The sequence below is a fragment of the Stenotrophomonas sp. KH_036_B genome (assembly GCF_057839485.1).
The window spans coordinates 335,980-357,317 of sequence record NZ_CM174491.1 but is presented as its reverse complement, the minus strand read 5'-3'; the positions used below and the strand labels follow the sequence as shown (position 1 = coordinate 357,317).

The window sequence follows — 21,338 nt, the reverse complement described above, 5'->3', positions numbered from 1 at the left end:
GGCAGACACCAGGCGGAAAACGGAATGCCAGAGTGTAACGTGACACTCCGGTTACCGTGCACGCAGGCCGTGGCTCAGCGGCGGTTGCGGTCCAGCCAGCAGGCCAGGCCCTGCGCGTTGAGCTCGATGTCCATCGCCAGCACCTGCACCACCGCTGCATCATCGAGCCGGCAGCCATGCGCCTGCGCGCGTTCGAGATACAGCGCGGTGAGCGCGGCCACCAGGCAGCGATGGCGATCGGGGCGACCATCGCATTGGCGGCCGATGTCCACCATCGCATCGATCTGCTCGACCAGGTCGGCGCCCAGCGTGGCGACGTCTTCCACGCGTCCGTAATGGGTGAGGTAGGCGGCCTGTGGCTGCAGCGCGAGCAGGCGCGCGATGGAGTGCTTCAGAGGTTCGGGATCGAACTGCACGGGTGACGAGGTGGGAATGATGAAGGCGCCGCGGTCACTGTCCAGCTCGCGGTAGGACAGGCCGAAGGTATCGCCGGTGAACACGCTGCGGCTGCGCGCGTCCCATATGCACAGATGGTGGCGGGCGTGTCCCGGGGTGTCCAGGCACAGCAGCGCGCGCCCGGCCAGGTCGACGCTGTGGCCGTCCTCGGCGATCACCACGCGCGCGGCCGGCACCGGCAGGACCGGTCCGTAGCTGCGCGCGATCTCGGCCTCGCCATAGACCTCGGTGGCCCCGGCAATCAGCCGGGTGGGGTCGATCATGTGCGGCGCGCCGCGCGGGTGCACCAGCAGCTGCGCGGTGGGCAGCTGCTGCATCAGCAGGCCCGCACCGCCGGCATGGTCCAGGTGCACATGGGTCAGGATCAGCCAATCGACGTGGTCAGGCGTGCAGCCGGCGCGGTCCAGCGCGGCCAGCATCGCCGGCACGGCCAGGCCGGTGCCGCAGTCGATGAAGGCGGCGCGGCCGTTTTCGACGATCAGGTAAGCGGCATCGAAATCGCTGCGCTGGAACGCGGTATCGATGGTGAAGATGCTGGGGTCGGAGGACATCGGCTCATCCCTGGCGGCGTTGGGCAGGTAGCGACCGTGGGTCGATACACGCCAATTCTAGGCCCGCTGGCCCGGCGACTTCGATGCGGCTTTGGTCGCACGCTGCGCCAGCCAGGAGGCACGCAACAGGATGGCGACGGTCATCACCGCGAGGAACGCACCGTAGGCGTACAGCACGGCCAGCACCTGGCGCCAGATCGGTCCGGCATCGCTCTGCACCACGCCGATATGGTGGCCCCACAGCATGGCGAGGATGCTCAGGACGAAGGCGAGCAGCAGCGCAGCGCCGTCGAACAGGCGCCGCGCGGCATCACGCGGTTGGCGCGGAAACAGCCAGTACAGGGTGCCCAGCAGCAGAAACCAGGGCAGGAACAACAACAACGACAACCAGGCCATCGTGTCCTCCGTTGACGTGTCCATCGACCCACGGTCGATGGCTACCGCCGTTTCGTTCCACCGGGCGTTCGCCGGCGGTTGCCGCGTTTCCGGCAGGTACCGACCGTGGGTCGGTACGCCGTTGTGTCAGGCCTGCTCGCGCAGTGCCTGCAATGCCGCCAACACCGTATCCACCTCGGCGTCCAGCTTGAACAGTTCGCTCTGCAATCCATCACCGTGCTCGGTCTGCTTGAGCACGCCGATCAGCTGGCCCGAATCCCGCGGCGAATCGAAACCTTCGCTCTGGATCAGCAGCGTGCCGTCGCCGGCCAGCAGCTTGAAGTAGAAGCGGCCGTCCTTGTCACGGTACTGCTTGAACAGCGGCGGTGCCGCGCGCGCCACGCCGCCCTCTTCGGCCGCGATGTCGCCTGCGCTGGAAAGATCACGCAGGCCCACCGCATGGCGCAGCTCCTTCAGCAGGGGCACGGCGTACTGCTCGCGCAGCTGCTGGCCGCGGCGGCGCAACACCGCCTCGATCTTCTCCGGCTCGGCCATCAGCGCGTCGTAGCGCTCGCGCAGGGGGGTCAGCTCGGCGTCGATGCGCTCGAACAGCTGCTGCTTGGCATCGCCCCAGCCGATGCCGTCGGCAAACGCCTGGGCGAAGGCCGCCGTCTGTTCCGCCGTGGCGAACGCCTGGTACATCTGGAACAGCGCCGAGCCGTCGGTGCTCTTGGGCTCGCCGGGCGCGCGCGAGTCGGTGAGGATCGAGAACACCAGTTTCTTCAGCTCCGCGCGCGGCGCGAACAGCGGAATGGTGTTGTGGTAACTCTTGCTCATCTTGCGGCCATCCAGGCCGGCCAGCGTCGCCACCTGCTCGTCGATCACCACCTCCGGCAGCGGGAAGTACTCCTTGCCGTACACATGGTTGAAGCGCTGCGCGAAGTCGCGCGCCATTTCGATGTGCTGGATCTGGTCGCGGCCCACCGGCACATGGTTGGCCTTGAAGATGAGGATGTCGGCGGCCATCAGCACCGGGTACATGAACAGCCCCGCGCTGATGCCGGCGTCTTCGTCCAGCTGTTCCTCGCGGTTCTTGTCCACCGCCGCCTTGTAGGCATGGGCACGGTTGAGGATGCCCTTGCTGGCAATGGCGGTGAGGAACCACATCAGCTCGGTGGTTTCGGGAATGTCGCTCTGGCGGTAGAACCAGACCTTGTCCGGGTCCAAGCCACACGCCAGCCAGCTTGCCGCGATCTCCAGGGTCGAACGCTGGGTCCGCTCAGGCTCCTGCGCCTTGATCAGGCTGTGCAGGTCGGCCAGGAAGAAGAAGCTCTCGATGTCGGACGCCTGGCTGGCCGCGATGGCCGGACGGATGGCGCCCACGTAGTTGCCCAGGTGGGGCGTGCCGGAGGGGGTGATGCCGGTAAGAACGCGGGTGGTCATGTGGGAATCATTACGGACAGTTGAACGCCCCCAGTTTACCTGTCCCCGCGCAACCCCGTTGGCCGGCCCGGTGCGTTCAACACCGTACCCAACCCCGGATGCCCCACCATGAAGCACCTGACCCTGCCCCTGCTTGCCGTGCTGGCCCTGTGCGGTTTCAAGCCTTTTGCGCCCCCTCGCGCTGATCCCGGACCGGTGTCGCTGAGCATCGTCGACCGCGACCAGGACCTCGAACTGCCCACCTACCCACACCGTGGCCAGCGCTGGGTGGCCGGCCGCCAAGGCCATCCCTATGCAGTGCGCCTGCGCAACAACAGCGACGCGCGCGTGCTGGTGGTGCTGTCGGTGGACGGGCTGAACGTGATCACCGGCGATGTGGCCGCCCCCAACCAGACCGGCTACGTGCTCGACCCCTGGCAGAGCGCGGACATCACCGGCTGGCGCAAATCGTCCCAGGAAGTGGCGCAGTTCGTCTTCACCGACCCGGGCCGCAGCTATGCCGGCCGGACCGACCGGCCGGACAACATCGGTGTGGTGGGCATTGCGGTCTTCAACGAGGCCCGGCGGTACGTGGCGCTGGCGCGGCCCGCGCCGCCGGTCGCGCGTTCCGGCAGCCGCGTGCAGCCGCAGCCGCAGGCGAGCGAGACCGCCGACGCCGCGATGTCCTCGGCGAAGACCACCGGCTCGGTGGCCGCCGCTCCCGCCCCGGCGCTGGGCACGGGCCACGGCCGGCGCGAGCAGTCGTATTCGGGCAGCACCGGGTTCGAGCGCGCCAGCACCGCCCCTGCGCAGCGCCTGGACGTGCGCTATGACAGCGAGCGCAACCTGATCGCGCGCGGCATCCTGCCGGCGCGCCTGCCGCACCGTGATGCCGGCCCGCAGGCATTTCCGGAGTCGTTCGTGCCGGACCCGCCGGGTTACGGCTGGCGCTGAATCCTGATCGGCGCAAAAACAGACGGGCCGCAATGCGGCCCGTCTGGTTTCATACCCCTGCGGCCCTAAGCCGCGCTGCCACCCGTATGGGTGTCAGTGAAAGTCCGGATAGTCCTTGCGCATGGCCGCTTCGAAGTCCTTGACCTCGGTTTCAGCGCGATCACGCGCCCAGCCATAGCGTTCCTGCAGGCGGCCCGCCAGGTATTCGGCATTGCCTTCGGCCACCTTGAAATCGTCGTCGGTCAGGTCGCCCCACTTTGCCTGCGCCTTGCCCTTGAGCTGCGTCCACTTGCCGGAAATGATGTCTTTGTTCATGGGTTCGCGTCCTTGATTGCAACGGCACCTTCGCCGCACATGCAGAGTGCAGCAGCGGGTGTTCGGCGGCGGTCAAGCATGGATGAAGCGCATGCTCACTTCATTGAACGGCTCAGATCGCGCGGACACCATCAACGCAAAAAGAAACGGCCGGGAAGCATCCCGGCCGTTTCTTGAAGTGCCTGCCGAACAGCGTTCAGCAGTTGCCCAGCGCGTGTCGGCCATCGGCCGTCACGCAGGGTGTGGATCAGTTGCCCTTGGCAGCGTCTTCCACCGACTCGCCTGCCTTCTGCACGTCCTTGCCGGCACCGGCAACGGTGTTGCAGCCGGACAGCACGGCCAGCGAGAACATCGACAACAGCATCAGTGCAATAACACGCTTCATGGGGTTCTCCTGTGTGATTCAAATCGTTACCGAAATCCGGTCCCACCTGTCAGATGAGCATGACGTTGCGCGTGACCCGCTTCGTCGTGTGCTCCTCTTCCTGATCGCGGTGACGTCGCCGCCGTTACTGGCATTGCCGCCGCGTGAGTTGCAATCTGGCGGCTACGGCGTGCAATCGATGTGAACGCAGCGCGCGGCTGTTCAGCCACGCGCAGGAATCGCCCTCCGGCCTGGTCAATCGCGCATCAGGGTGGACTTGCCGAACAGGCTTTCCACCAGATCCACCGCCAGCTCGGCAGTCGCGTTGCGGGTGTCGATCAGCGGGTTCAGCTCCACGATGTCCAGCGAGCCCATCCGGCCGGTGTCGGCAATCATCTCCATCACCAGCTGCGCTTCGCGGTAGTTCACCCCACCCGGCACGGTGGTGCCGACGCCCGGGGCGATGCTGGGGTCGAGGAAATCCACGTCGAAACTGACGTGCAGATGGGTGTTCTCGTCGATGCCTTCCAGCGCCGCCTCCACCGTGCGCTTCATACCGGCCTCGTCGATGTAGCGCATGTCGTAGACATCCACCTTGTGCTGCTTGATGAGGCGCTTTTCTTCCTGGTCCACCGAGCGGATGCCGATCTGGCGCACCTGCTGCGGGCAGATCGCCGGGGCGTCGCCGCCCAGCCGGGTCAACGCGTCCGGGCCCAGGCCGCACAGGCAGGCCACCGGCATGCCGTGCACGTTGCCGGAGGGGGTCACCTCACTGGTGTTGAAGTCCGAATGCGCGTCCAGCCACAGCACGCGCAGGGTGCGGCCCTGTTCGCGGCACCAGCGTGCCACGGCGGTGATCGAGCCGATGCCCAGGCAGTGGTCGCCGCCCAGCATGATCGGCATCCGCCCGTCCTGCAGCTCGGCGTAGGTGGCGTCCATCAGGGCGCGGTTCCAGGCCACTACTTCGTCCAGGTGCCGGTAGCCCTGCTCGGGCGGGGTCCACGGGTTGCGCGGGCCATCCAGGTTGCCGCAGTCGCGTACATCCACGCCGCGCGCACCCAGCGCTTCGGCCAGCCCGGCGATACGCAGGGCTTCCGGGCCCAGGCCGGCACCCCGGTGACCGGCGCCGATATCGGTCGGCACGCCAATCAGGGACACCGCAGGTTGACGCTTGCTCATGCTGACTCCACACACACGGAAAATCCGACCAGTCTAGTCATCCCGCGCCCCGCACACTCGCGGCGACGCAGCAGTGGGCCGTCCCCCGTGACCGGCAGCGACGCTCCCTGCCCCACTGCGTCGCATCTCGACGGAGGCCAGGAAAGCCTTGCGCGTCAATGATTTGACACAGACGAAAGGGGGCCTCGGTTTATCTTACGTTGGCAATATTGGCAAATTTTACGTGCTACATTTCACACTTCTTCGCAGTACTGATTGACTAACCCCATCGGGGTTGGTCCGTTTTTGTCGTGTTCCAGGGGGCAGTACGTGCAGCGCAGCAGCATCCACCAGATCGTCCGGAATGCCAGTGGCGAGAGCCAGCCGGCCCGCCAGATGTACGACGTTTCCGCTATCGAACACGCCTTCAAGCACGCGCGTGAGCGCGAGAGCGGCCTCAGCCTGCTGATGCTGTCCACCGCCGACGGCCGCGCCGTTGCCGAGGATTCCACGCTGGGCGTGGACGGTCGCCGCCTGGCGGCCATGGCCAATTCGTTCCTGACCCTGGGCGAGACCGTTTCCCGCGAGCTGGCGCTGAGCGAGGCCGACTACGCCACCATCTGCACCAAACTGGGCAATGTGGTGCTGATCCGCATCCACGCCGACAAGCCGCTGACCCTGACCGCCGTGGCCAGTCACGAGGTCAACATGGCCGTGCTGCTGTTCCATGCGCGCGAATGCGCCACCCGCCTCGACGCCGTGCTGCGCCCGCGCGCCAGCTGAGCCGCTTCGCCCCTTTCGTTGTGCCCTTCCGGCAGGCCCCTGGCCTGCCCTCCCACTGCCTGAAGCAAAAAGGATTTACGTGCCCAATCTCAATCTGGAAAAGCTCAACTCGCTGGCTGGTTTCGTCGGTGCGGCCCTGGTCGACGGTGACAGCGGCATGGCCTTGGCCATGGTCGGCGGCGGCAACATCAACCTGGAACTGGCGGCGGCCGGCAACACCGAAGTGGTGCGCGCCAAGCGTCGCGTGGCCGAGCAGCTGGGCCTGTCGGACACGCTGGAAGACCTGCTGATCACGCTGACCACCCAGTACCATCTGATCCGCCCGCTGGAAAGCAACCCGTTGCTGTTCCTGTACGTGGTGATGGACCGCAGCAAGGCCAACCTGGCCATGTCGCGCCACGAACTGAAGGCCTTCGAAAAGACCCTGGACTTCAGCTGATCGCACGCGACCCGGCCGCGCCGCGCCCCTGACCGGGCGCGTTGCGGCCCGCGTCGGCGTTTCGCGTGACACCCGCCATGAATACCCCCACACGTTCTTTCCGCATTTCCGCCATCGGGCTGGACGTGCTGCACCAGACCCGCCTGAAGCTGGCCTGTTCGATGCTGCTCGCCGAGCGCATGGACGTGGTGCTGCAGCCCTGGAACAGCGATGGCTGCGACCTGCTGGTGATCGGCCTGGACCATCCCGATGCGGCCCGCGCGCTCAGTGAGGCCAATGCGGTCAACGTGCCGATGCTGTTGATCGCGCGCCGCTACGCCGAGCCCGCACCGGGACGCCTGCCGCACGGTGCCACCGTGCGCGACATCAACGAACAGCTGTCCAGCCTGCTGCTGGCCGCGCCCACCGTGGAGCGCGCAGCAGTGGGCACGCCGCTGCTGCTGCAGCTGGCGGCCGCCACCGGCGGTGCCCCGGCACTGCATCTGCTCCAGCGCGGCGCGATCACCCTGCTGGTGGACACGGCGACCCGCAGCATCGCGCTGCCGCCGTCGACCACGCTGGCCGAAGTGGTGGCGCAGCTGGACGACGTGGCGTGGTCGGCCAGTGCCATCGATGCGCCGACCTTCCAGCACCAGTACGCCTACCGGCTGCCGCAACGGCATTCGTTCGAAGCCCTGTACTTCTGCATCGCGCGCTACCGCCCCGAGTTGCTGCCGATGCCCGCCGAACAGGCGCCGCTGAAGCTGCGGCACTGGCCGGACCTCAACGCCGACGACGTGCCGGGCACCTGGCTGCTGGCCATTGCCTGCCTGCACGCGCGGCCCTGGCAGGCCGCTGCGCTCGCTACGGCTTGCCATATGCCGCGCCACACGGTGCAATCGCTCTTCTGCGCTGCTGTTGCCAGTGGCCTCGCATTGAACCAGGACGCCGCCGTGCCCAGTACGCAACGCCGCAAAGACGCCAGCGACTCACGTTTCTTCTCGTGGGTGGCCCGCCGCTTCGGCCTGAATCTGTTCCAGGGAGCCGCGTCATGAGCATGCCCGCCAACAAGCTGGTCTTCGTCGGCAGCATGGGTGCCGGCAAGACCACCGCCGTCCGCGCGATCTCCGACGTGGAGCCGGTCAGCACTGAAATGCCGATGAGCGGCGACGCGATGGGCGAGAAGGTCGAAACCACGGTGGCGCTCGACTACAGCTCGATCGAGCTGGACGACGGCGAGCTGCTGCACGTCTACGGCGTGCCGGGCCAGCGCTACCTGGACTTCATGTGGCCGATGGTCTGCGAAGGCGCGCTCGGCGTGATCGTGCTGGTCAGCGCCGGCCACCCGGACCCGGTGGCCTCCACGGTGGAACTGCTGCAGGAGTTCTCGAAGATCGCCCCGCAGGCCAGCCTTGCGGTCGGCGTGACCCGTGCCGACGAGTATCCGGCGCTGATGATTCCAGACTTCCGCAACGCGCTGTTCGACGCCGGCCACCGCCTGCCGGTCATGCGCGTGGATGCGCGTTCGGCCACGCAGGTGACGTTCCTGGTGAAGTCGCTGTTGTCGTACCGCTACGCGGAAACCAACTAGGTAGTGCCGGCCGCTGGCCGGCTCTGCATGCCGCCTGACAACCGGGGTAGTGCCGGCCGCTGGCCGGCTCTGCATGTTGCCTGACAACCTGGGTAGTGCCGGCCGCTGGCCGGCTCTGCATGTTGCCTGGCACCGCCGAAGAGCCGGCCAGCGGCCGGCACTACGGTTGAGCGATTGGTGCCGACACCCGGATTCGAACTGGGGACCTACCGCTTACAAGGCGGTTGCTCTACCAACTGAGCTATGCCGGCAAAGGCACGGCGACGGCATGGCCGACGCGGACGGCGATTCTAGCGCAAGCCTGCGCATTCCAGCGAGCGCTGCTGGGCCGCGCCACTGCGCTGGCGGGTCGTGCTGGCGCTGGCGGTGTCGGCAAGAGCCGCATCGATCCACCACTGCGCCCCCTCGGCACCGCCGCTGGCGACCAGCCGGGCGGTGAAACCGGCCGCGCTGAGCGCGGCCAGGCGGCGCTCGGCGCCCTCGCGGTTGCGGTACTGGCCCAGCGCGATGGCGTTGGCGTCATCGCCCTGGCCCATGATGTAGTAATCGCTGATGCCTGCGGCGGCGATGCGCTTGACCATCGCCTGCGCTTCGTCGCGGCTGGCCGCGGCCGGCATCATCACCCGGTAGGTGCTGCTGGCGCCCGGCTTGGGGACTTCACGCAGGCGCGAGCGCTGGACCAGTGCCCCGGCCTTGCCTTGGGCAGCCATCGCAGTGTCGCGATCAGCAAACGGGCCCAGGCTGATGCAGCGCAGGGCGACCGGCGTCGCAGGGGCGGCTGGCGGTGTTGGCGCCGGGATCGAGGCTGGCGCTGCGGCCGCTGCGGTCGCTGCAGGCGGCCGGGCAGCGCCCGGCGCTACCTCAGCGGTCGCTGGGGAAGCGGATGTTGGCGGTGGTGGCGTAACGTCGTCCAACGCTGCGCTCTGGGCGGCAGGCGCTGCGGCGGGGGCCGCCGCGGGCGGTGTATCGAGCAGCTGCAGCCTGGCCACGCCGGACGGCACGGCGGGCGGTACGGGCGCGGGCTCGCCGCGCAGCATCCACCACAGCGCAACACCTACGTTGAGGATGGCCAGCACGACGATCAGGGCACGGGTAAGCATGCGGCGATCCTACCGCGCCGCCGGTGGCTGGTGCACCGCCCAGCGTGCCAGTCCATCGAGCACCAGCGCCGGCTGGAATCGCGCATCGCCCAGCAACGGCATCAACGCCGGTGCGCCGCCGCCATGCACGAGCAGCGCCGGCAGCGTGCCCAGCACCTCGGCCGCATGCACCCGGCTGCGTTCGATCAATGCCACGGCGGCGCCATCGCACCCCGAAGCGAGCGCGTCGGCAGTGTCGTTGGCGAATTCGCTGTAGTCACCGCCCTGCGCCGGCAACTGCACCGCGCGCGCGTGCAGTGCTTCACGCATGGTGGTGGGCGAGGCCGCGATGCGCCCGCCATGGTGCTGGCCGCCGGCGTCGAGCAGGTCGATGGTCAGCGCGGTGCCGACGCCTGCCACCAGCACCGGCTCGCCGCGTTCGGCGGCGGCGAGCAGTGCCAGGAAGCGATCAACGCCGAACTTCGCCGGATCCGCATAGGCGATGCGCACGCCCGCGCAGCTGGCTTCGGTACGCACGACCCGCACCTGATCAAAGCGCGCGCGCAGCACCTCGAGCATGCTGGCGGTAAGCGCGGCCGCCGCCACGCTGGCCACATACGCGGTGCCACCGCTGGGCAGCTGCGCGAGCGCATCGGCCGGCATGGCTTCGGCGCCGTGCGGCCAGGCCTGCACATCGCCGGCACGGACGCCCTGCAGCGGCGCGAACTTGAAGCGCGAATTTCCGAGATCGAACAACCAGTCGCTCATTGCGCCCTCACGCTGACTTCGCCGGCATGGAAGACCCGTTCGCTGCCGTCGATGCGCACGCGCAGTGCGCCATCGTCGGCCAGGCCCAGCGCCTCCCCTTCGTAAAGCGTGCCGCCATCTTCGACCCGTACGCTGCGGCCCGCCAGGCAGTCCAGCGCGGCATAGCGCGGCAGGAACGGCGCCAGCCCGTCGGCCTCGAAGGTCTCCAGCGCAGGCAGCAGCGCCGCCAGCAGCCAGGCCACCACGTCATTGCGGCTGATGTCGTCGCCCAGCAGCGTGGCCAGGTCGGTCCACGGCTGGGTGATCTCCGCGGCGAAGGCCGGCGGCATGTGCACGTTGATGCCCAGCCCGATGACCGCGCGCGCCGGGCCGGCGAACTCGCCGCCGCCTTCCACCAGCAGGCCGCCCAGCTTGTGCCCGTCCACCGCGATGTCGTTGGGCCACTTCAGTGCCACCTGGCCGACCCCGTGGTCGCGCAGCGCCTCGGCCACCGCCACGCCCGCCACCAGGCTCAAGCCGCCCAGCTTCGACAGACCGCCGGCGAATCCGCGCAGCACCGACAGGTACACATGCGCGGCCAGCGGCGAGGCCCAGCTCCGGCCCCGGCGACCGCGGCCGCCGGTCTGGCGCTCGGCCAGCAGGACCCGTGAGCCGCGCGACGGCGCGCTGCACTGCAGCAATTCGCTGTTGGTGGAACCCACGCTCCAGCCGACCTCCAGGGCGTCCAGCAGCGGTGCCAGCCCCGGCGGCAGCTGCGCCTGGATGCGCTGGGCGTCGAGCAGCTCCAGCCGCTGTTGCAGCTGGTAGCCATCGCCCGCGCGCCCATCGATCTGGATGCCGGCTGCCCTAAGTCCTTGAATTCGCTTCCAGATTGCCGCACGGGTCTGGCCCAGCTCGCGGGCCAGCGCGTCGCCGGACAGTCGCCCGGCGCCCAGTTTGGCCAGCAGTTGGCGGTCGTCCACGGCAGCTTCCATCGGTTGATGGGGAAAATTATGCGGGAAAGCGACCGCCCGCGCCCGCCGCGGGCTTCCAATTGAGGCGCTGAATCGGGCTAGAATCGAAGATTGACCCCTTTGCCCCTCCGGATGTTGACGATGCGCCCGTTCGCCCATTGCCTGCTCCTGCTGATGGCCCCGCTGGCCGCGCATGCTTCCGATGCGGTGACCGGATCGGCCAGGGGTGGCTGTGTGTACTCGCCCGCCGAAGGTGAGCGCACGAGCCAGCCGGCAACGCCGGCCGCCACGGCCCCGTCCGCCGTGAAGCCCAGCGCGAGCGCGCCCGGCAGTACCGGCGGCGGTGGCGACGATGACGTGCTGCCGCGCCTGCGCGCGCCGAAATGGCACAGCTTCCTGCCGGGCATGTTCCGCTGATCCAGTCGTTGTTGCGCTGGCTGCGGCCGTCACCGCGCCCGATTCCCGATATCGCCTGGCAGCACACCTGCCAACGCGTCGCCTGGTTGCGCGGGCTGCCGCCCGAGCGCGTGCAGCGCCTGCGCGGATTGGCGGCCGCCTTCCTGCACGACAAGACCATTACGCCCATCGGTGGGCTGCAGCTAGGCGATGACGATGCGGTACTGATCGCCGCGCTGTGTTGCCTGCCGCTGCTGGAACTGGGCGAGCCCGGGCTGCGCGGCTGGTCGCAGGTGCTGGTGTACCCCGAGGGCTTCATCGTGCCGCAGAGCGAGATGGATGAAGACGGGGTGCTGCACGAGTGGGAGGAAGAGGCGATCGGCCAGGTCTCGCACAACGGGCCGTTGCTGCTGTCCTGGCATGACGTGCAGGCGGAGTTGAAGCACCCGCACGAAGGGGCCTGCGTGGTCGTGCACGAGATGGCGCACCGGATCGACGTGCTTGATGGTGTGCTCGATGGCACGCCGCCGTTGCCGCGCGCGTGGCAGCAGCAATGGGCCGCCGATTTCCAGCAGGCCTTCGACGCGCTCTGCGCGCAGGTGGATGCCGGGCACGAGACGGTGATCGACCCGTATGCGGCCGAGGCGCCGGACGAGTTCTTCGCGGTGGCCACCGAATACCATTTCTCCGCGCCGGACCTGCTGGAGCAGGAAATGCCGGTGGTGGCCGCGCATCTACGACGGTTTTATGGGGCGCCGCCGGCGCTGTAGTGCCGACTGTTGGTCGGCAACCGACCCAATCACGGTCCGGGCGGCAACGTCACTTCAAACCGTGCGCCACCCAGTTCGGCGGACCGCTTGACCTGCAGTTCGCCACGGTAATCCTTGATCAGGTCCTGCACGATCGACAGGCCGATGCCATGGCCCTGCACACGCTCATCGCCGCGCACGCCACGCTGCAGCACCTTGGCGATGTCGTCGGGCGCGATGCCCGGGCCGTCGTCATCCACCGACAACACCAGTCCGGCGCGACGCATGCCGGGCGCGCTGAAAGGCTTGGCGGTCAGCAGCACGCGGCGGTTGGCCCACTTGAAGGCGTTCTCCAGCAGGTTGCCCAGCAGTTCCTGCAGGTCACCCGGTTCGCCATGGAAGCGCGCCGCCTCGTCGATGTCGAATTCGCACAGCACGCCCTTGCCGGCGTACACCTTCTCCAGCCCGCGCACGATCTCCTCGGCGTTGGACTCGATCGGCAGCGGCGCGGAGAACAGCTTGTGCCCCGACGATGCCGCACGCGCCAGCTGGTAGGACACCAGGTTGTTCATGCGCCGCAGCTGCACGTCGAATTCCTCGCGCAGGTCCTGGTCCTGCGCACCGCTGTCGAGCTGGGTGCGCAGCACCGCGAGCGGTGTTTTCAGGCTGTGCGCGAGATCGGCCAGGGTGTTGCGCTGGCGCTCGAGGTTCTCGCGCTCGCTTTCGATGAAGGCGTTGATGCTGTCGGTAAGCGGTTCGAGTTCGCGCGGGTGGCGCTCGCTCATGCGCTCGGTCTCGCCGCGCTGCACCTTGGTCAGTTCAGTGATCACGCGCCGCATGGGGCGCAGGCTCCACTGCAGGATGACGGTCTGCAGCAGCAGCAGGATCAGGCCGGCACCGCCCATCCAGAACCACACCCGGCCACGGAACACACGCAGCTGTGCACCGAGTGCACGCGAGTCTTCCATCACGTAGATGGTGTACGGGAATTCGGTGGCGGGGTCCGCATCGGCGTCCCACACCAGGCCAAGGCCGTAGCGGTACACCGAGCCCTGGCTGCCGTCGATCTGGATCATCGGCAGCGGGCCTTCGAACACTTCCTGGCGCGGTGCCAGCAGTCCACCGCCCACGGTGGGCAGCATCGGGCCTTCGGCCGACATGGAATTGCCCTTGCCGTCCGGCATCACCACCTGCAGGTACAGGCCGCTGCCGGGAACGTCGAAGCGCGGATCCGGCGGCTGCTCGCGGATATACAGCGAGCGGTCGCGGGTGAAGTCGATGCCGGCCGCGTACGCGGTGGCGTAGTTCTTCAGGCGCTCACGCAGGTTGGCGCGCGCCGTATCGGCGAACGCGGCATCCAGTGCGTAGCCTGCAATCGCCAGGAAGGCGACCAGACTCACACTGGCGGCCAGCAGCTGGCGCGCCTGCAGGGAGCGCGGCCGCCAGCGTCTAAAGAACCACAGACGGCCTGACATCATCCAATCGCCGGATTACGGCTCAGCCCTCGTTGCGCGGAATCGCGAAACGATAACCGCGTCCGCGCACCGTTTCGATCGGCTTGAGGTCGCCGTCCGCGTCCAGCTTCTTGCGCAGGCGGCCGATGAACACTTCCAGCACGTTCGAGTCGCGGTCGAAATCCTGCTGATAGATGTGCTCGGTGAGATCGGCCTTGGAGACCAGTTCACCGGCATGCATCATCAGGTATTCGAGCACCTTGTACTCGTAGCTGGTGAGGTCCACGTTGCTGCCGCTGACGCTGACCGTCTGTGCGGCAAGGTCCAACGCGACCGGACCGCATTCGAGCGTCGGCTTGCTCCAGCCCGCCGCGCGGCGCAGCAGCGCATTGACGCGTGCCAGCAGCTCTTCGACATGGAACGGCTTGACCAGGTAATCGTCGGCGCCCTGCTTGAGCCCTTCGACCTTGTCCTGCCAGCTCGAGCGGGCGGTGAGGATGAGCACGGGGAATTTCTTGCCCTCGTCGCGCAGGGCCTTGATCAGTTCCATGCCCGACATCTTGGGCAGGCCCAGATCGATGATGCCTACGTCGAACGGCACTTCGCGGCCCATGTACAGACCTTCCTCACCGTCCTGTGCGGCATCGACGGCAAAGCCTTCGCGCTTGAGCCGGGCTGCAAGGGTTTCCCGCAGCGGGGCTTCGTCTTCGACCAGAAGGATACGCATGAACTCTCCCTAGTGTCCTGGGTGTGGCCGTGGGCCAGTGGCTAACAGATGACTGCGGACAACTATCCCCGTTCAGGGGTTATCGCCGCGTAGTGATGACATATCCGAACGCGGCGGGCGGGGCTGTGAACGCGGCGGGGCCGGGTCGTCCATGTAGCGGACGCGACCCCGGTCATCCATGTACTTCACCCGGTTGATGTCCCGCCCGTCGAACGGGACCCGCTCGGCGCCGAGGATGTGTCCACCGGTGGTCCGCTGGACCCGGCGCACGGCGTCGGACAGCGAGCGCTCCTGGGGGGCACCCCTGACGTTGCGCGCCATGCTTTCGGCCCGGGCCGGATCCGGCTGGGGCGCCTGTGCGCTGGCACTGCCTGCGGCAGCAACAGCGCCTGTCGCCAGCAGGGCGGCAAAGGCAAGACGGCGGTGGCGGGTCACGGAGAACATCGGTCTGATCCTAGCGGAGCGCGTCAAAACGTTCAAAAGTTGTGAATCGGCAACCGCCAGCCTGGGCCGGCGCTTTACGAATCTTTTGCAAATTCTTGGTTTTACGCAGTGAATCCGGTCTGAACTTTTATGACCGACGCCTCGCTTCGTTCATCTAGGTGAACATTGACGGCTACTTCCGCCGCGATGTCAAGCACCGACTGTGACGGGCCTCACGCTGCGACGCGCTCTGCCTGGTCGCGGGTGATGGTGAGCGCCTGCTCGATCAGGCCCCAGTCAGCACCCGGGCGGTGGGCGCCCTCGCTCAGCACCTGGCGGAACGCGCGGCCACCCGGTTGCCCGTGGAACAGGCCGAGCAGGTGGCGGGTGATGTGCTTGAGCGCAAGACCGCGGGCCAGCTGGGCCTCGATGTAGGGGCGCATGGCGCGCAGCAGGGCCTCGCGCGGCTGCAACGCCGCACCGGTCTGCGCGGCCTCGAGCTGATGCAGCACGTAGGGGTCGTGGTAGGCCGCGCGGCCCAGCATCACCCCGTCCAGCGCGGGCAACTGCGCCTGCGCGGCGTCCACCGTGGCCAGGCCGCCGTTGAGCACGATCTGCAGCTGCGGGCGGTCCGCCTTGAGGCGGTGTGCCCACTCGTAGCGGAGCGGCGGCACCTCGCGGTTTTCCTTCGGCGACAGGCCCTTCAACCAGGCATTGCGCGCGTGCACAATGAACATCGCGCTTCCGGCGTTAGCCGATTGATCGACGAATTTGACGAATTTTTCGTAGTCGTTGTCTTCATCCACGCCCAAGCGGCATTTCACCGTGACCGGGATATTCACGGCCTCCACCATGGCCGCCACGCACTCGGCCACCAGGGCCGGTTCGCGCATCAGGCAGGCACCGAAGCGCCCGGCCTGGACCCGGTCGGAGGGGCAGCCGCAGTTGAGGTTGACCTCGTCGTAGCCCCAGTCCTGCGCAATGCGCGCGGCCTGCGCCAGGAGCGCGGGATCGCTGCCGCCCAGCTGCAGGGCGAGCGGGTGTTCGCTGCCGTCGAAGCCCAGCAGGCGCTCGCGGTCGCCGTGGATCACGGCGTTGGCGTGCACCATCTCCGTGTACAGCCGTGCGCCCGGGGCCAGCAGCCGGTGGAACACGCGGCAATGGCGGTCCGTCCAGTCCATCATCGGGGCAACGGACAGGCGCAGGGAGGCGGCGTAGCGCTCTTTTTCAGCGCTATTCACTGTATTTTCGGCTTTTTCATGACTCTGCATTGTCGGTAATTTTAGCGCGTTTTTGGGCGTTTTCGAGGCTCTGGTGCTACATTGAATGCTACACATCGGATGCCGTAGCACTAATGGGAACGATCACCAGCAGACGTCGCAAAGACGGGTCTACAGGGTACACAGCGCAGATACGACTCAAGCGCGATGGGCAGCTCGTCCATAGCGAGTCTGAAACCTTCAGCACCAAGGTTCTGGCCAAGGAGTGGATCACCCGCCGAGAGGCTGGCCTGCAACTCCAGCGGGCCCGGGGTGAACCACTGGGCAAGCGGATGACCTGGGGCGAGCTGATCGGATGGTATGAGCTTCGGGAGCGCCAAGGGGAAGAATGGGGGCGATCCAAGAAAGCAGACCTGGCCAGGCTCAAGATGGCCAGTTTAAGGGATCGCGGGGCCGATAGCCTGACTCGTCAGGACTTCATTCACTACATCGAGCGTCGGCGCGCCGAGGGTGCGGGCCCCGCTACGGCGGCAAACGACCTCATTTGGCTCCGCATGGTGTTCAAGACCGCCACGGCCGTCTTGGGGCTGCCCACCCCCCTGCATGCGCTAGATGAGGCGGCGACCTTTCTTCGCGGGGAAAGGATAACTGCGAAATCGCGCCAACGGCAGAGACGCCTCTCAGAAGCCGAGGAGCGAAGCCTCATCGCCTATTTCACGGAGCGCGATCAACGTGCGGACCTCCCCATGGTGGACATCATGAGGTTTGCCTTGGCCTCGGCGCGACGTCAGGAAGAAATTACCCGCCTGCAGTGGAGCGACCTAAACCGGGAACGCGGCACGGCCCTCCTACGCGACGTAAAACACCCGCGACTGAAGGCTGGGAACCACAAGTCTTTCAAGCTCTCTCCCGCCGCCTGGGAGCTCATCGAACAACGCAGGAGCTCGGCTGACAGTCCACTGGTGTTCCCATACAACCCCAAATCAGTTGGAGCAGCCTTTACGCGCGCGGTGCATGTGCTAGGCATTCCCGACCTTCGCTTCCACGATCTCCGCCATGAAGCGACGTCGCGACTTTTTGAAAACGGCTATAGCATTCAAGAGGTTGCGCAGTTCACCCTGCACGAGTCTTGGGCCACTTTGAAGCGGTATACGCACCTCAGGCCAGAAGACGTGCCGGACCGCTGACATACACGCGCGGCACTTGAGGGCGTCCAATGGCTCGCCCAAGCGTGACCTCACGAAATTCTTCTCACGCAATCTCATCCCAGGAGACTGTGACGTAGTACCTTGACTTATCTAACGTCGCCCCAAGTGATGTTGGAGGCAATCTATGGACAGAGGGGATGCGTGTGCATAAGCAACTATTGCTTAAAGACATAGCTGCAAGCGGCTACAACATCGGGTACGCGGCAAAGAAGCACCTGGCTACCTACGACATCGTAGAGAAGGCACCCGGCTGGATCAGCATCCTGAGTTTCGCCTTCGGCGTGCTCGCGCTCGTCGTTCCGCAGTTAAACAACAACGTGCTTGCCGCGTTCCTGCTGGTCGTTTCCTACGCAGTATTCTATTTCAACTCCTATCAGGACGGCCGCGCGGAATACGCCAAGGTCGGAAGCCGGTTGACGACAATTTTCACGTCGCTGCGCGAACTGCTGTTTGAGGTGGAGAGTCGAAGCGAGACCGACGGCCTGGAGGATTTGCAGATGCGCTACCGCGAGCTTCGCGATGAGTCTCAAAGCATTGGGATCAGCAAGCAAATTTTCCTAAGTGATTGGTATGCACACTACAAGTTCTTCTGGCAGGCGGAGCGGAGCTGGCTGGAGAAGTATCGACCCTTCACATTCTGGAGAGACCAGATACCCCTGTCCGCGACGCTGTTCGGTATCGCAGTAATCTTGACAGCCGTCTGTGGCTTGCTCTACAGCCTTATCTGCGGGGGTTACCTGTGAGCGACGCTTCGTTGTTCCAAACATTTAGAGAGAACTTGTCGGTAAAGAACGCCGAAGATATCTCCGTCAAGTACGCCAACATCACGGCGAGGCTGAATCTCGATTTCTGGGAGATTGAAAGCGACACTCGGCACAGCCTCCAGGTCGGATCTTACGGTCGAAAGACAGCCATTGACGGCGTGAGTGACCTTGACATGGTCTTCGAGTTGCCGACTGCGGATTACGAGCGCTATAAGAAGCTTGAGGGCAACGGGCCCTCCGTGATGCTCCAAGAGGTGCGAGCTTCTCTTCTCAAGCGCTACCCACGCTCAGACGTTCAAGCCGATGGACAGGTAGTCGGCGTCAATTTTCACGGGTACCGAGTCGAGGTACTCCCCGCCTTTCTCGACGCAAATAATGACTACATTTACGGGGACACGAGTGATGGTGGCTCGTGGAAGACAACCAAGCCTAGACCAGAAATAAAGGCAGTCAACGACCTAAACGCAGCCACCAACCAGAATCTCAAAGACGCGTGCAAAATGCTTCGGTCCTGGAAGAACCACATTGGCGTGGGGATTGGCGGGCTGCTAATCGACACTCTCGCCTACAATTTTTTCAATCAGACGGATGACTACGACAAGGCTGGCTGGTCGGATTTCCCGGCCATGTTTGTCTCAATCTTCACATATCTGGGCGGCCTGGACACCACCCAGGAATACTGGGCCGCACCCGGAAGTGGCCAGCGAGTAAAGAGAAAGGCAAAGTTCCAAAGCAAGGCAAAGAAGGCCGCTGCGCGGTGCCAAGAGGCTATTGACACTGAGGGCGAAGCAGCAAGAGCCAAGATTTGGCGAAAGGTGTTTGGCACAGACTTCCCGAAAGCGGAAACAGTTGCCAAGTCTGCGCGGGCCAGCTTTGACATGGAAGAGTTCATCGAAGACCGATATCCAATCGATGTGCGCTACAACATCGAGCTTGATTGTGATATCCGTGAAGGGACTTCGTACAGCGATATGTTGCGGCGCAAACTCCGCAATCGCGAGCGAGTACCGGTGGGAAGGCACCTTCGCTTCCATGTGACTGACTGCAACGTCCCGGGGCACTACCAACTATTCTGGAAGGTGCGAAATAGGGGGCAGGAAGCAGTAGACCGCGAGATGCTGAGGGGCGAAATTACTCCGGACAAGGGCAACGGCAGGGAGAAGATCGAGACTTCCGACTTCCCCGGCAATCACTACGTCGAGGTCTACGCGGTGAAGGATGGAGTGTGTGTCGCCCGTGAGAAGATTGCAGTGCCTATTGACGCCTAGGGAAAAATCCATCGCGTCCCTTTGGCCATTCTCGGCTTCGGGATAGGCACCCAGCCGCGGGCCGCGGCCATCCGCCGAGCGAAAACGGCGTCTCCGCAGTCGTGCTTGAGCCCACATTCCTCGCTCATTTGGCGCTTCGTACTGTGCACCTCGACGCCCGAAACGACGCGCCGCCAGCCCATCGCGGATGCGCTACTTAGCTTAGGTAGCCTAGCCTCTGCCCTCTGCCAAGGGCCCTCGAGTTCTGGCAGGGCGCTGGCTGCGGTGCGGTTCACTGCATCCAGTTTTGCTCGCAGTCCCAAAATTGCGGCGGCCGCAAATTTGGTAGATGCCGTTCTGCTGTGAACACCCCAAGATTTCAACAATATTTGCATCCGCCGTGGACTCGGTCACTGTCGTTCGCGATTACGGGTCCATGAACTCCTGAGAATTCGCTGCAACCACCCGCTGTGGGGCGGGATGCATTTGGGATGCAATCGCCAAGCCCCGGGATGCAATCGATTCTCAGCACAATCAAATGGTTAAGCCACGAAACAGGCACAGCTGCATCCCACCCTTTATATTCCACTATCTTTTGCTTTGGTTGTCAGTGTCGCTCTTCGCTCGTCTGCCCGGTAATCCCCCCATCTTTAGCAGTCGCCAAAAATGGAACTATGCGGCCAGCGCCAATTTTTGCATTGGCGTGATGCCGCCAAGCGCCATGTTCGGTCGCTCGTGGTTGGAAGTCCATAGCCATCGAGTGGCAATGTCTTGGACCTGTTCGATGTCATTGAATAGGTTGCTGGCGAGCCAGGCGTACCGCACGGTTCGGTTGTAGCGTTCGATGTAGGCGTTCTGCTGCGGATTTCCCGGCTGGATGTAGAGGAGCGCAATGCCCTGCTGCTCGGCCCATGCCTGCAGCGCGCCGCTTATGTATTCGGGACCGTTGTCGCACCGGATCGCGATGGGCTTACCGCGCCATTCGATGATCTGCTCCAGACTGCGAATTACACGCGTCGCAGGCAGAGATATGTCGACCTCCATCGCCAGTCCCTGCCGGTTGAAATCATCCAGAACGTTCAGCATCCGGAAGCTACGCCCGTCGGCCAACTGGTCGTGCATGAAATCCATCGACCAAGTCTGGTTGGCTGCTTCAGGCACCGCCAACGGCTCGGGCACCTCGCGGATGATGCGCTTGCGGGGCTTGATCCGGAGATTAAGTTCCAGCTCGCGGTAGATGCGGTACACACGCTTGTGGTTCCAGGCAAAGCCTTTCACGTTGCGCAGGTGCAGGAAGCACAGGCCAAATCCCCAATCCCGATAGGCGCTGGTCAGCCCGACCAGCCAGTCCGCAATGATCGCGTTCTCCTGGCTGGCTTTGGCCTGATAGCGGTAGCAGGTCTGGCTCACGCAGAAGGTCTGGCAAGCATGAGCAATGTTGGTGATGCCTGCCTGGACCGCCCTCTTGGCCATCTCGCGACGCTGAGATGGCCTCACCATTTTTTTGAGAGTGCGTCCTTCAGCAAGTCTGCGCTGAGCTGCGCTTCGGCATACATCTTCTTCAGCCGTCGGTTCTCGTCCTGCAGCTCCTTGAGCTGGGACACCATGGACGCATCCATGCCGCCAAACTTGCTGCGCCACTTGTAGAACGTCGCTGAGCTGATGCCGTGCTGTCGGCACAGGTCGGGCACGGGCGTGCCGCCCTCAGCCTGCTTGAGCACTGCGATGATCTGGCTGTCGGTGAAGCGTGACTTCTTCATGGGATCTCCTCGGGTTAGGTTACGAGAAAATTCCACTTTTGGCTGCTGCTAACCTGCGGGGGGATTACCAGATCACGCGCCTGGAAGCGATACATGCTGTGAGCTTTGCTGGCGTCCCAGCATGCGGTGGGCGGCCACGGCCACATCCCCGCAGCTGCTGAGCAGCAGTCAGAGAAGTGCCCGCTTCTGCGACGTGCACGACC

24 protein-coding genes and 1 tRNA gene are annotated in these 21,338 nt (G+C 65.3%); 10 read left to right on the top strand and 15 right to left on the bottom strand.

What is annotated here, in order from left to right:
• Positions 1-74 precede the first annotated feature (74 nt).
• From AC3ITN_RS01510 to AC3ITN_RS01500, 3 genes are all read right to left on the bottom strand, one after another.
• Positions 75-1,007 carry an MBL fold metallo-hydrolase gene (locus AC3ITN_RS01510; RefSeq protein WP_489391830.1) on the bottom strand — a complete coding sequence of 311 codons (933 nt, stop codon included), beginning with the start codon at positions 1,005-1,007 and terminating at the stop codon, positions 75-77.
• Positions 1,008-1,064: 57 nt separating this feature from the next.
• Positions 1,065-1,403, bottom strand: a complete 339-nt coding sequence (locus tag AC3ITN_RS01505) for a hypothetical protein (protein ID WP_489392858.1) — start codon at positions 1,401-1,403, stop codon at positions 1,065-1,067.
• 126 nt (positions 1,404-1,529) lie between these two features.
• Positions 1,530-2,825, bottom strand: coding sequence for a tryptophan--tRNA ligase (locus tag AC3ITN_RS01500; RefSeq protein WP_489391829.1), 1,296 nt, complete (start codon positions 2,823-2,825; stop codon positions 1,530-1,532).
• Between the two features lie 108 nt (positions 2,826-2,933).
• On the opposite strand from AC3ITN_RS01500, the gene AC3ITN_RS01495 reads away from it, so the two are divergent.
• Positions 2,934-3,758, top strand: coding sequence for a hypothetical protein (locus AC3ITN_RS01495; protein WP_489391828.1), 825 nt, complete (start codon positions 2,934-2,936; stop codon positions 3,756-3,758).
• 93 nt (positions 3,759-3,851) lie between these two features.
• Here AC3ITN_RS01495 and AC3ITN_RS01490 read toward each other — a convergent pair whose 3' ends face one another.
• The 3 genes from AC3ITN_RS01490 to rocF form a co-directional block, all read right to left on the bottom strand.
• Positions 3,852-4,073, bottom strand: coding sequence for a CsbD family protein (locus AC3ITN_RS01490; protein ID WP_095362579.1), 222 nt, complete (start codon positions 4,071-4,073; stop codon positions 3,852-3,854).
• Positions 4,074-4,320: 247 nt separating this feature from the next.
• Positions 4,321-4,458 (bottom strand): entericidin A/B family lipoprotein, encoded by a 138-nt coding sequence (locus tag AC3ITN_RS01485; protein ID WP_313347299.1) that lies wholly within the window; start codon positions 4,456-4,458, stop codon positions 4,321-4,323.
• A gap of 234 nt (positions 4,459-4,692) precedes the next feature.
• Positions 4,693-5,616 carry an arginase gene (gene rocF, locus AC3ITN_RS01480; RefSeq protein WP_313347297.1) on the bottom strand — a complete coding sequence of 308 codons (924 nt, stop codon included), beginning with the start codon at positions 5,614-5,616 and terminating at the stop codon, positions 4,693-4,695.
• Between the two features lie 309 nt (positions 5,617-5,925).
• On the opposite strand from rocF, the gene AC3ITN_RS01475 reads away from it, so the two are divergent.
• The 4 genes from AC3ITN_RS01475 (at position 5,926) to AC3ITN_RS01460 (ending at position 8,387) form a co-directional block, all read left to right on the top strand.
• Positions 5,926-6,378 carry a roadblock/LC7 domain-containing protein gene (locus tag AC3ITN_RS01475; RefSeq protein WP_489391827.1) on the top strand — a complete coding sequence of 151 codons (453 nt, stop codon included), beginning with the start codon at positions 5,926-5,928 and terminating at the stop codon, positions 6,376-6,378.
• 79 nt (positions 6,379-6,457) lie between these two features.
• On the top strand, positions 6,458-6,817 hold the full coding sequence (locus AC3ITN_RS01470) for a hypothetical protein (protein ID WP_068848577.1): 360 nt from the start codon (positions 6,458-6,460) through the stop codon (positions 6,815-6,817).
• 77 nt (positions 6,818-6,894) lie between these two features.
• Complete coding sequence (locus tag AC3ITN_RS01465; RefSeq protein WP_489391826.1) at positions 6,895-7,851, top strand: hypothetical protein; 957 nt, start codon at positions 6,895-6,897, stop codon at positions 7,849-7,851.
• Positions 7,848-8,387 (top strand): GTP-binding protein, encoded by a 540-nt coding sequence (locus tag AC3ITN_RS01460; RefSeq protein ID WP_313347291.1) that lies wholly within the window; start codon positions 7,848-7,850, stop codon positions 8,385-8,387. Before AC3ITN_RS01465 ends, AC3ITN_RS01460 begins: the two co-directional genes overlap by 4 nt.
• A gap of 175 nt (positions 8,388-8,562) precedes the next feature.
• Here the strand turns inward: AC3ITN_RS01460 and AC3ITN_RS01455 are convergent.
• The 4 genes from AC3ITN_RS01455 to birA all read right to left on the bottom strand — a co-directional run bounded on the left by AC3ITN_RS01455 (position 8,563) and on the right by birA (position 11,196).
• Positions 8,563-8,638: transfer RNA gene (locus AC3ITN_RS01455), tRNA-Thr, on the bottom strand.
• Positions 8,639-8,677: 39 nt separating this feature from the next.
• Positions 8,678-9,487: an SPOR domain-containing protein gene (locus AC3ITN_RS01450; RefSeq protein ID WP_489391825.1), complete on the bottom strand. Its 810-nt coding sequence runs from the start codon at positions 9,485-9,487 to the stop codon at positions 8,678-8,680.
• 9 nt (positions 9,488-9,496) lie between these two features.
• Positions 9,497-10,234, bottom strand: a complete 738-nt coding sequence (locus AC3ITN_RS01445; RefSeq protein ID WP_489391824.1) for a type III pantothenate kinase — start codon at positions 10,232-10,234, stop codon at positions 9,497-9,499.
• On the bottom strand, positions 10,231-11,196 hold the full coding sequence (gene birA, locus AC3ITN_RS01440; protein WP_489391823.1) for a bifunctional biotin--[acetyl-CoA-carboxylase] ligase/biotin operon repressor BirA: 966 nt from the start codon (positions 11,194-11,196) through the stop codon (positions 10,231-10,233). Before birA ends, AC3ITN_RS01445 begins: the two co-directional genes overlap by 4 nt.
• Positions 11,197-11,328: 132 nt before the next feature.
• On the opposite strand from birA, the gene AC3ITN_RS01435 reads away from it, so the two are divergent.
• The gene (locus AC3ITN_RS01435; RefSeq protein WP_489391822.1) at positions 11,329-11,604 is read left to right on the top strand and encodes a hypothetical protein; all 276 of its coding nucleotides are present in this window, start codon (positions 11,329-11,331) and stop codon (positions 11,602-11,604) included.
• The gene (locus AC3ITN_RS01430; RefSeq protein WP_489391821.1) at positions 11,571-12,353 is read left to right on the top strand and encodes a M90 family metallopeptidase; all 783 of its coding nucleotides are present in this window, start codon (positions 11,571-11,573) and stop codon (positions 12,351-12,353) included. The genes AC3ITN_RS01435 and AC3ITN_RS01430 overlap by 34 nt, the downstream gene beginning before the upstream one ends.
• Positions 12,354-12,382: 29 nt before the next feature.
• On the opposite strand, the gene AC3ITN_RS01425 is transcribed toward AC3ITN_RS01430, so the two are convergent.
• The 4 genes from AC3ITN_RS01425 to dusA all read right to left on the bottom strand — a co-directional run bounded on the left by AC3ITN_RS01425 (position 12,383) and on the right by dusA (position 16,207).
• Positions 12,383-13,807 carry an ATP-binding protein gene (locus tag AC3ITN_RS01425; protein WP_313347282.1) on the bottom strand — a complete coding sequence of 475 codons (1,425 nt, stop codon included), beginning with the start codon at positions 13,805-13,807 and terminating at the stop codon, positions 12,383-12,385.
• A gap of 22 nt (positions 13,808-13,829) precedes the next feature.
• Positions 13,830-14,513, bottom strand: coding sequence for a response regulator transcription factor (locus AC3ITN_RS01420; RefSeq protein ID WP_313347281.1), 684 nt, complete (start codon positions 14,511-14,513; stop codon positions 13,830-13,832).
• A gap of 72 nt (positions 14,514-14,585) precedes the next feature.
• Positions 14,586-14,957: a hypothetical protein gene (locus AC3ITN_RS01415; protein ID WP_489391820.1), complete on the bottom strand. Its 372-nt coding sequence runs from the start codon at positions 14,955-14,957 to the stop codon at positions 14,586-14,588.
• A 212-nt stretch (positions 14,958-15,169) separates the two neighbouring features.
• On the bottom strand, positions 15,170-16,207 hold the full coding sequence (dusA, locus tag AC3ITN_RS01410; RefSeq protein ID WP_489391819.1) for a tRNA dihydrouridine(20/20a) synthase DusA: 1,038 nt from the start codon (positions 16,205-16,207) through the stop codon (positions 15,170-15,172).
• A gap of 83 nt (positions 16,208-16,290) precedes the next feature.
• Between dusA and AC3ITN_RS01405 the strand changes: the two genes are divergently transcribed.
• The 3 genes from AC3ITN_RS01405 (at position 16,291) to AC3ITN_RS01395 (ending at position 19,396) form a co-directional block, all read left to right on the top strand.
• On the top strand, positions 16,291-17,343 hold the full coding sequence (locus AC3ITN_RS01405) for a tyrosine-type recombinase/integrase (protein ID WP_489391818.1): 1,053 nt from the start codon (positions 16,291-16,293) through the stop codon (positions 17,341-17,343).
• Positions 17,344-17,501: 158 nt separating this feature from the next.
• Positions 17,502-18,107 carry an SLATT domain-containing protein gene (locus AC3ITN_RS01400; protein ID WP_489391817.1) on the top strand — a complete coding sequence of 202 codons (606 nt, stop codon included), beginning with the start codon at positions 17,502-17,504 and terminating at the stop codon, positions 18,105-18,107.
• Entirely contained in the window at positions 18,104-19,396 is a 1,293-nt protein-coding gene (locus AC3ITN_RS01395) for an SMODS domain-containing nucleotidyltransferase (RefSeq protein ID WP_489391816.1), read from the top strand. The genes AC3ITN_RS01400 and AC3ITN_RS01395 overlap by 4 nt, the downstream gene beginning before the upstream one ends.
• 651 nt (positions 19,397-20,047) lie before the next feature.
• On the opposite strand, the gene AC3ITN_RS01390 is transcribed toward AC3ITN_RS01395, so the two are convergent.
• Positions 20,048-21,135 (bottom strand): IS3 family transposase gene (locus tag AC3ITN_RS01390; protein WP_489391815.1). Its coding sequence is split into 2 segments (ribosomal slippage): positions 20,048-20,883 and positions 20,883-21,135, totalling 1,089 coding nucleotides; the frame shifts between segments, so codons are not numbered across the junction.
• Between the last annotated feature and the right edge of the window lie 203 nt (positions 21,136-21,338).

Coding starts and splice junctions, on each gene's coding strand:
- AC3ITN_RS01510 (WP_489391830.1), bottom strand. CDS start 1,007: ATGTCCTCCGACCCCAGCATCTTCACCATCGATACCGCGTTCCAGCGC.
- AC3ITN_RS01460 (WP_313347291.1), top strand. CDS start 7,848: ATGAGCATGCCCGCCAACAAGCTGGTCTTCGTCGGCAGCATGGGTGCC.
- AC3ITN_RS01505 (WP_489392858.1), bottom strand. CDS start 1,403: ATGGCCTGGTTGTCGTTGTTGTTGTTCCTGCCCTGGTTTCTGCTGCTG.
- AC3ITN_RS01405 (WP_489391818.1), top strand. CDS start 16,291: ATGGGAACGATCACCAGCAGACGTCGCAAAGACGGGTCTACAGGGTAC.
- AC3ITN_RS01500 (WP_489391829.1), bottom strand. CDS start 2,825: ATGACCACCCGCGTTCTTACCGGCATCACCCCCTCCGGCACGCCCCAC.
- AC3ITN_RS01415 (WP_489391820.1), bottom strand. CDS start 14,957: ATGTTCTCCGTGACCCGCCACCGCCGTCTTGCCTTTGCCGCCCTGCTG.
- rocF (WP_313347297.1), bottom strand. CDS start 5,616: ATGAGCAAGCGTCAACCTGCGGTGTCCCTGATTGGCGTGCCGACCGAT.
- AC3ITN_RS01485 (WP_313347299.1), bottom strand. CDS start 4,458: ATGAAGCGTGTTATTGCACTGATGCTGTTGTCGATGTTCTCGCTGGCC.
- AC3ITN_RS01450 (WP_489391825.1), bottom strand. CDS start 9,487: ATGCTTACCCGTGCCCTGATCGTCGTGCTGGCCATCCTCAACGTAGGT.
- AC3ITN_RS01425 (WP_313347282.1), bottom strand. CDS start 13,807: ATGTCAGGCCGTCTGTGGTTCTTTAGACGCTGGCGGCCGCGCTCCCTG.
- AC3ITN_RS01420 (WP_313347281.1), bottom strand. CDS start 14,513: ATGCGTATCCTTCTGGTCGAAGACGAAGCCCCGCTGCGGGAAACCCTT.
- AC3ITN_RS01465 (WP_489391826.1), top strand. CDS start 6,895: ATGAATACCCCCACACGTTCTTTCCGCATTTCCGCCATCGGGCTGGAC.
- AC3ITN_RS01400 (WP_489391817.1), top strand. CDS start 17,502: ATGCGTGTGCATAAGCAACTATTGCTTAAAGACATAGCTGCAAGCGGC.
- AC3ITN_RS01490 (WP_095362579.1), bottom strand. CDS start 4,073: ATGAACAAAGACATCATTTCCGGCAAGTGGACGCAGCTCAAGGGCAAG.
- AC3ITN_RS01435 (WP_489391822.1), top strand. CDS start 11,329: ATGCGCCCGTTCGCCCATTGCCTGCTCCTGCTGATGGCCCCGCTGGCC.
- AC3ITN_RS01445 (WP_489391824.1), bottom strand. CDS start 10,234: ATGAGCGACTGGTTGTTCGATCTCGGAAATTCGCGCTTCAAGTTCGCG.
- AC3ITN_RS01430 (WP_489391821.1), top strand. CDS start 11,571: ATGGCACAGCTTCCTGCCGGGCATGTTCCGCTGATCCAGTCGTTGTTG.
- AC3ITN_RS01495 (WP_489391828.1), top strand. CDS start 2,934: ATGAAGCACCTGACCCTGCCCCTGCTTGCCGTGCTGGCCCTGTGCGGT.
- dusA (WP_489391819.1), bottom strand. CDS start 16,207: ATGCAGAGTCATGAAAAAGCCGAAAATACAGTGAATAGCGCTGAAAAA.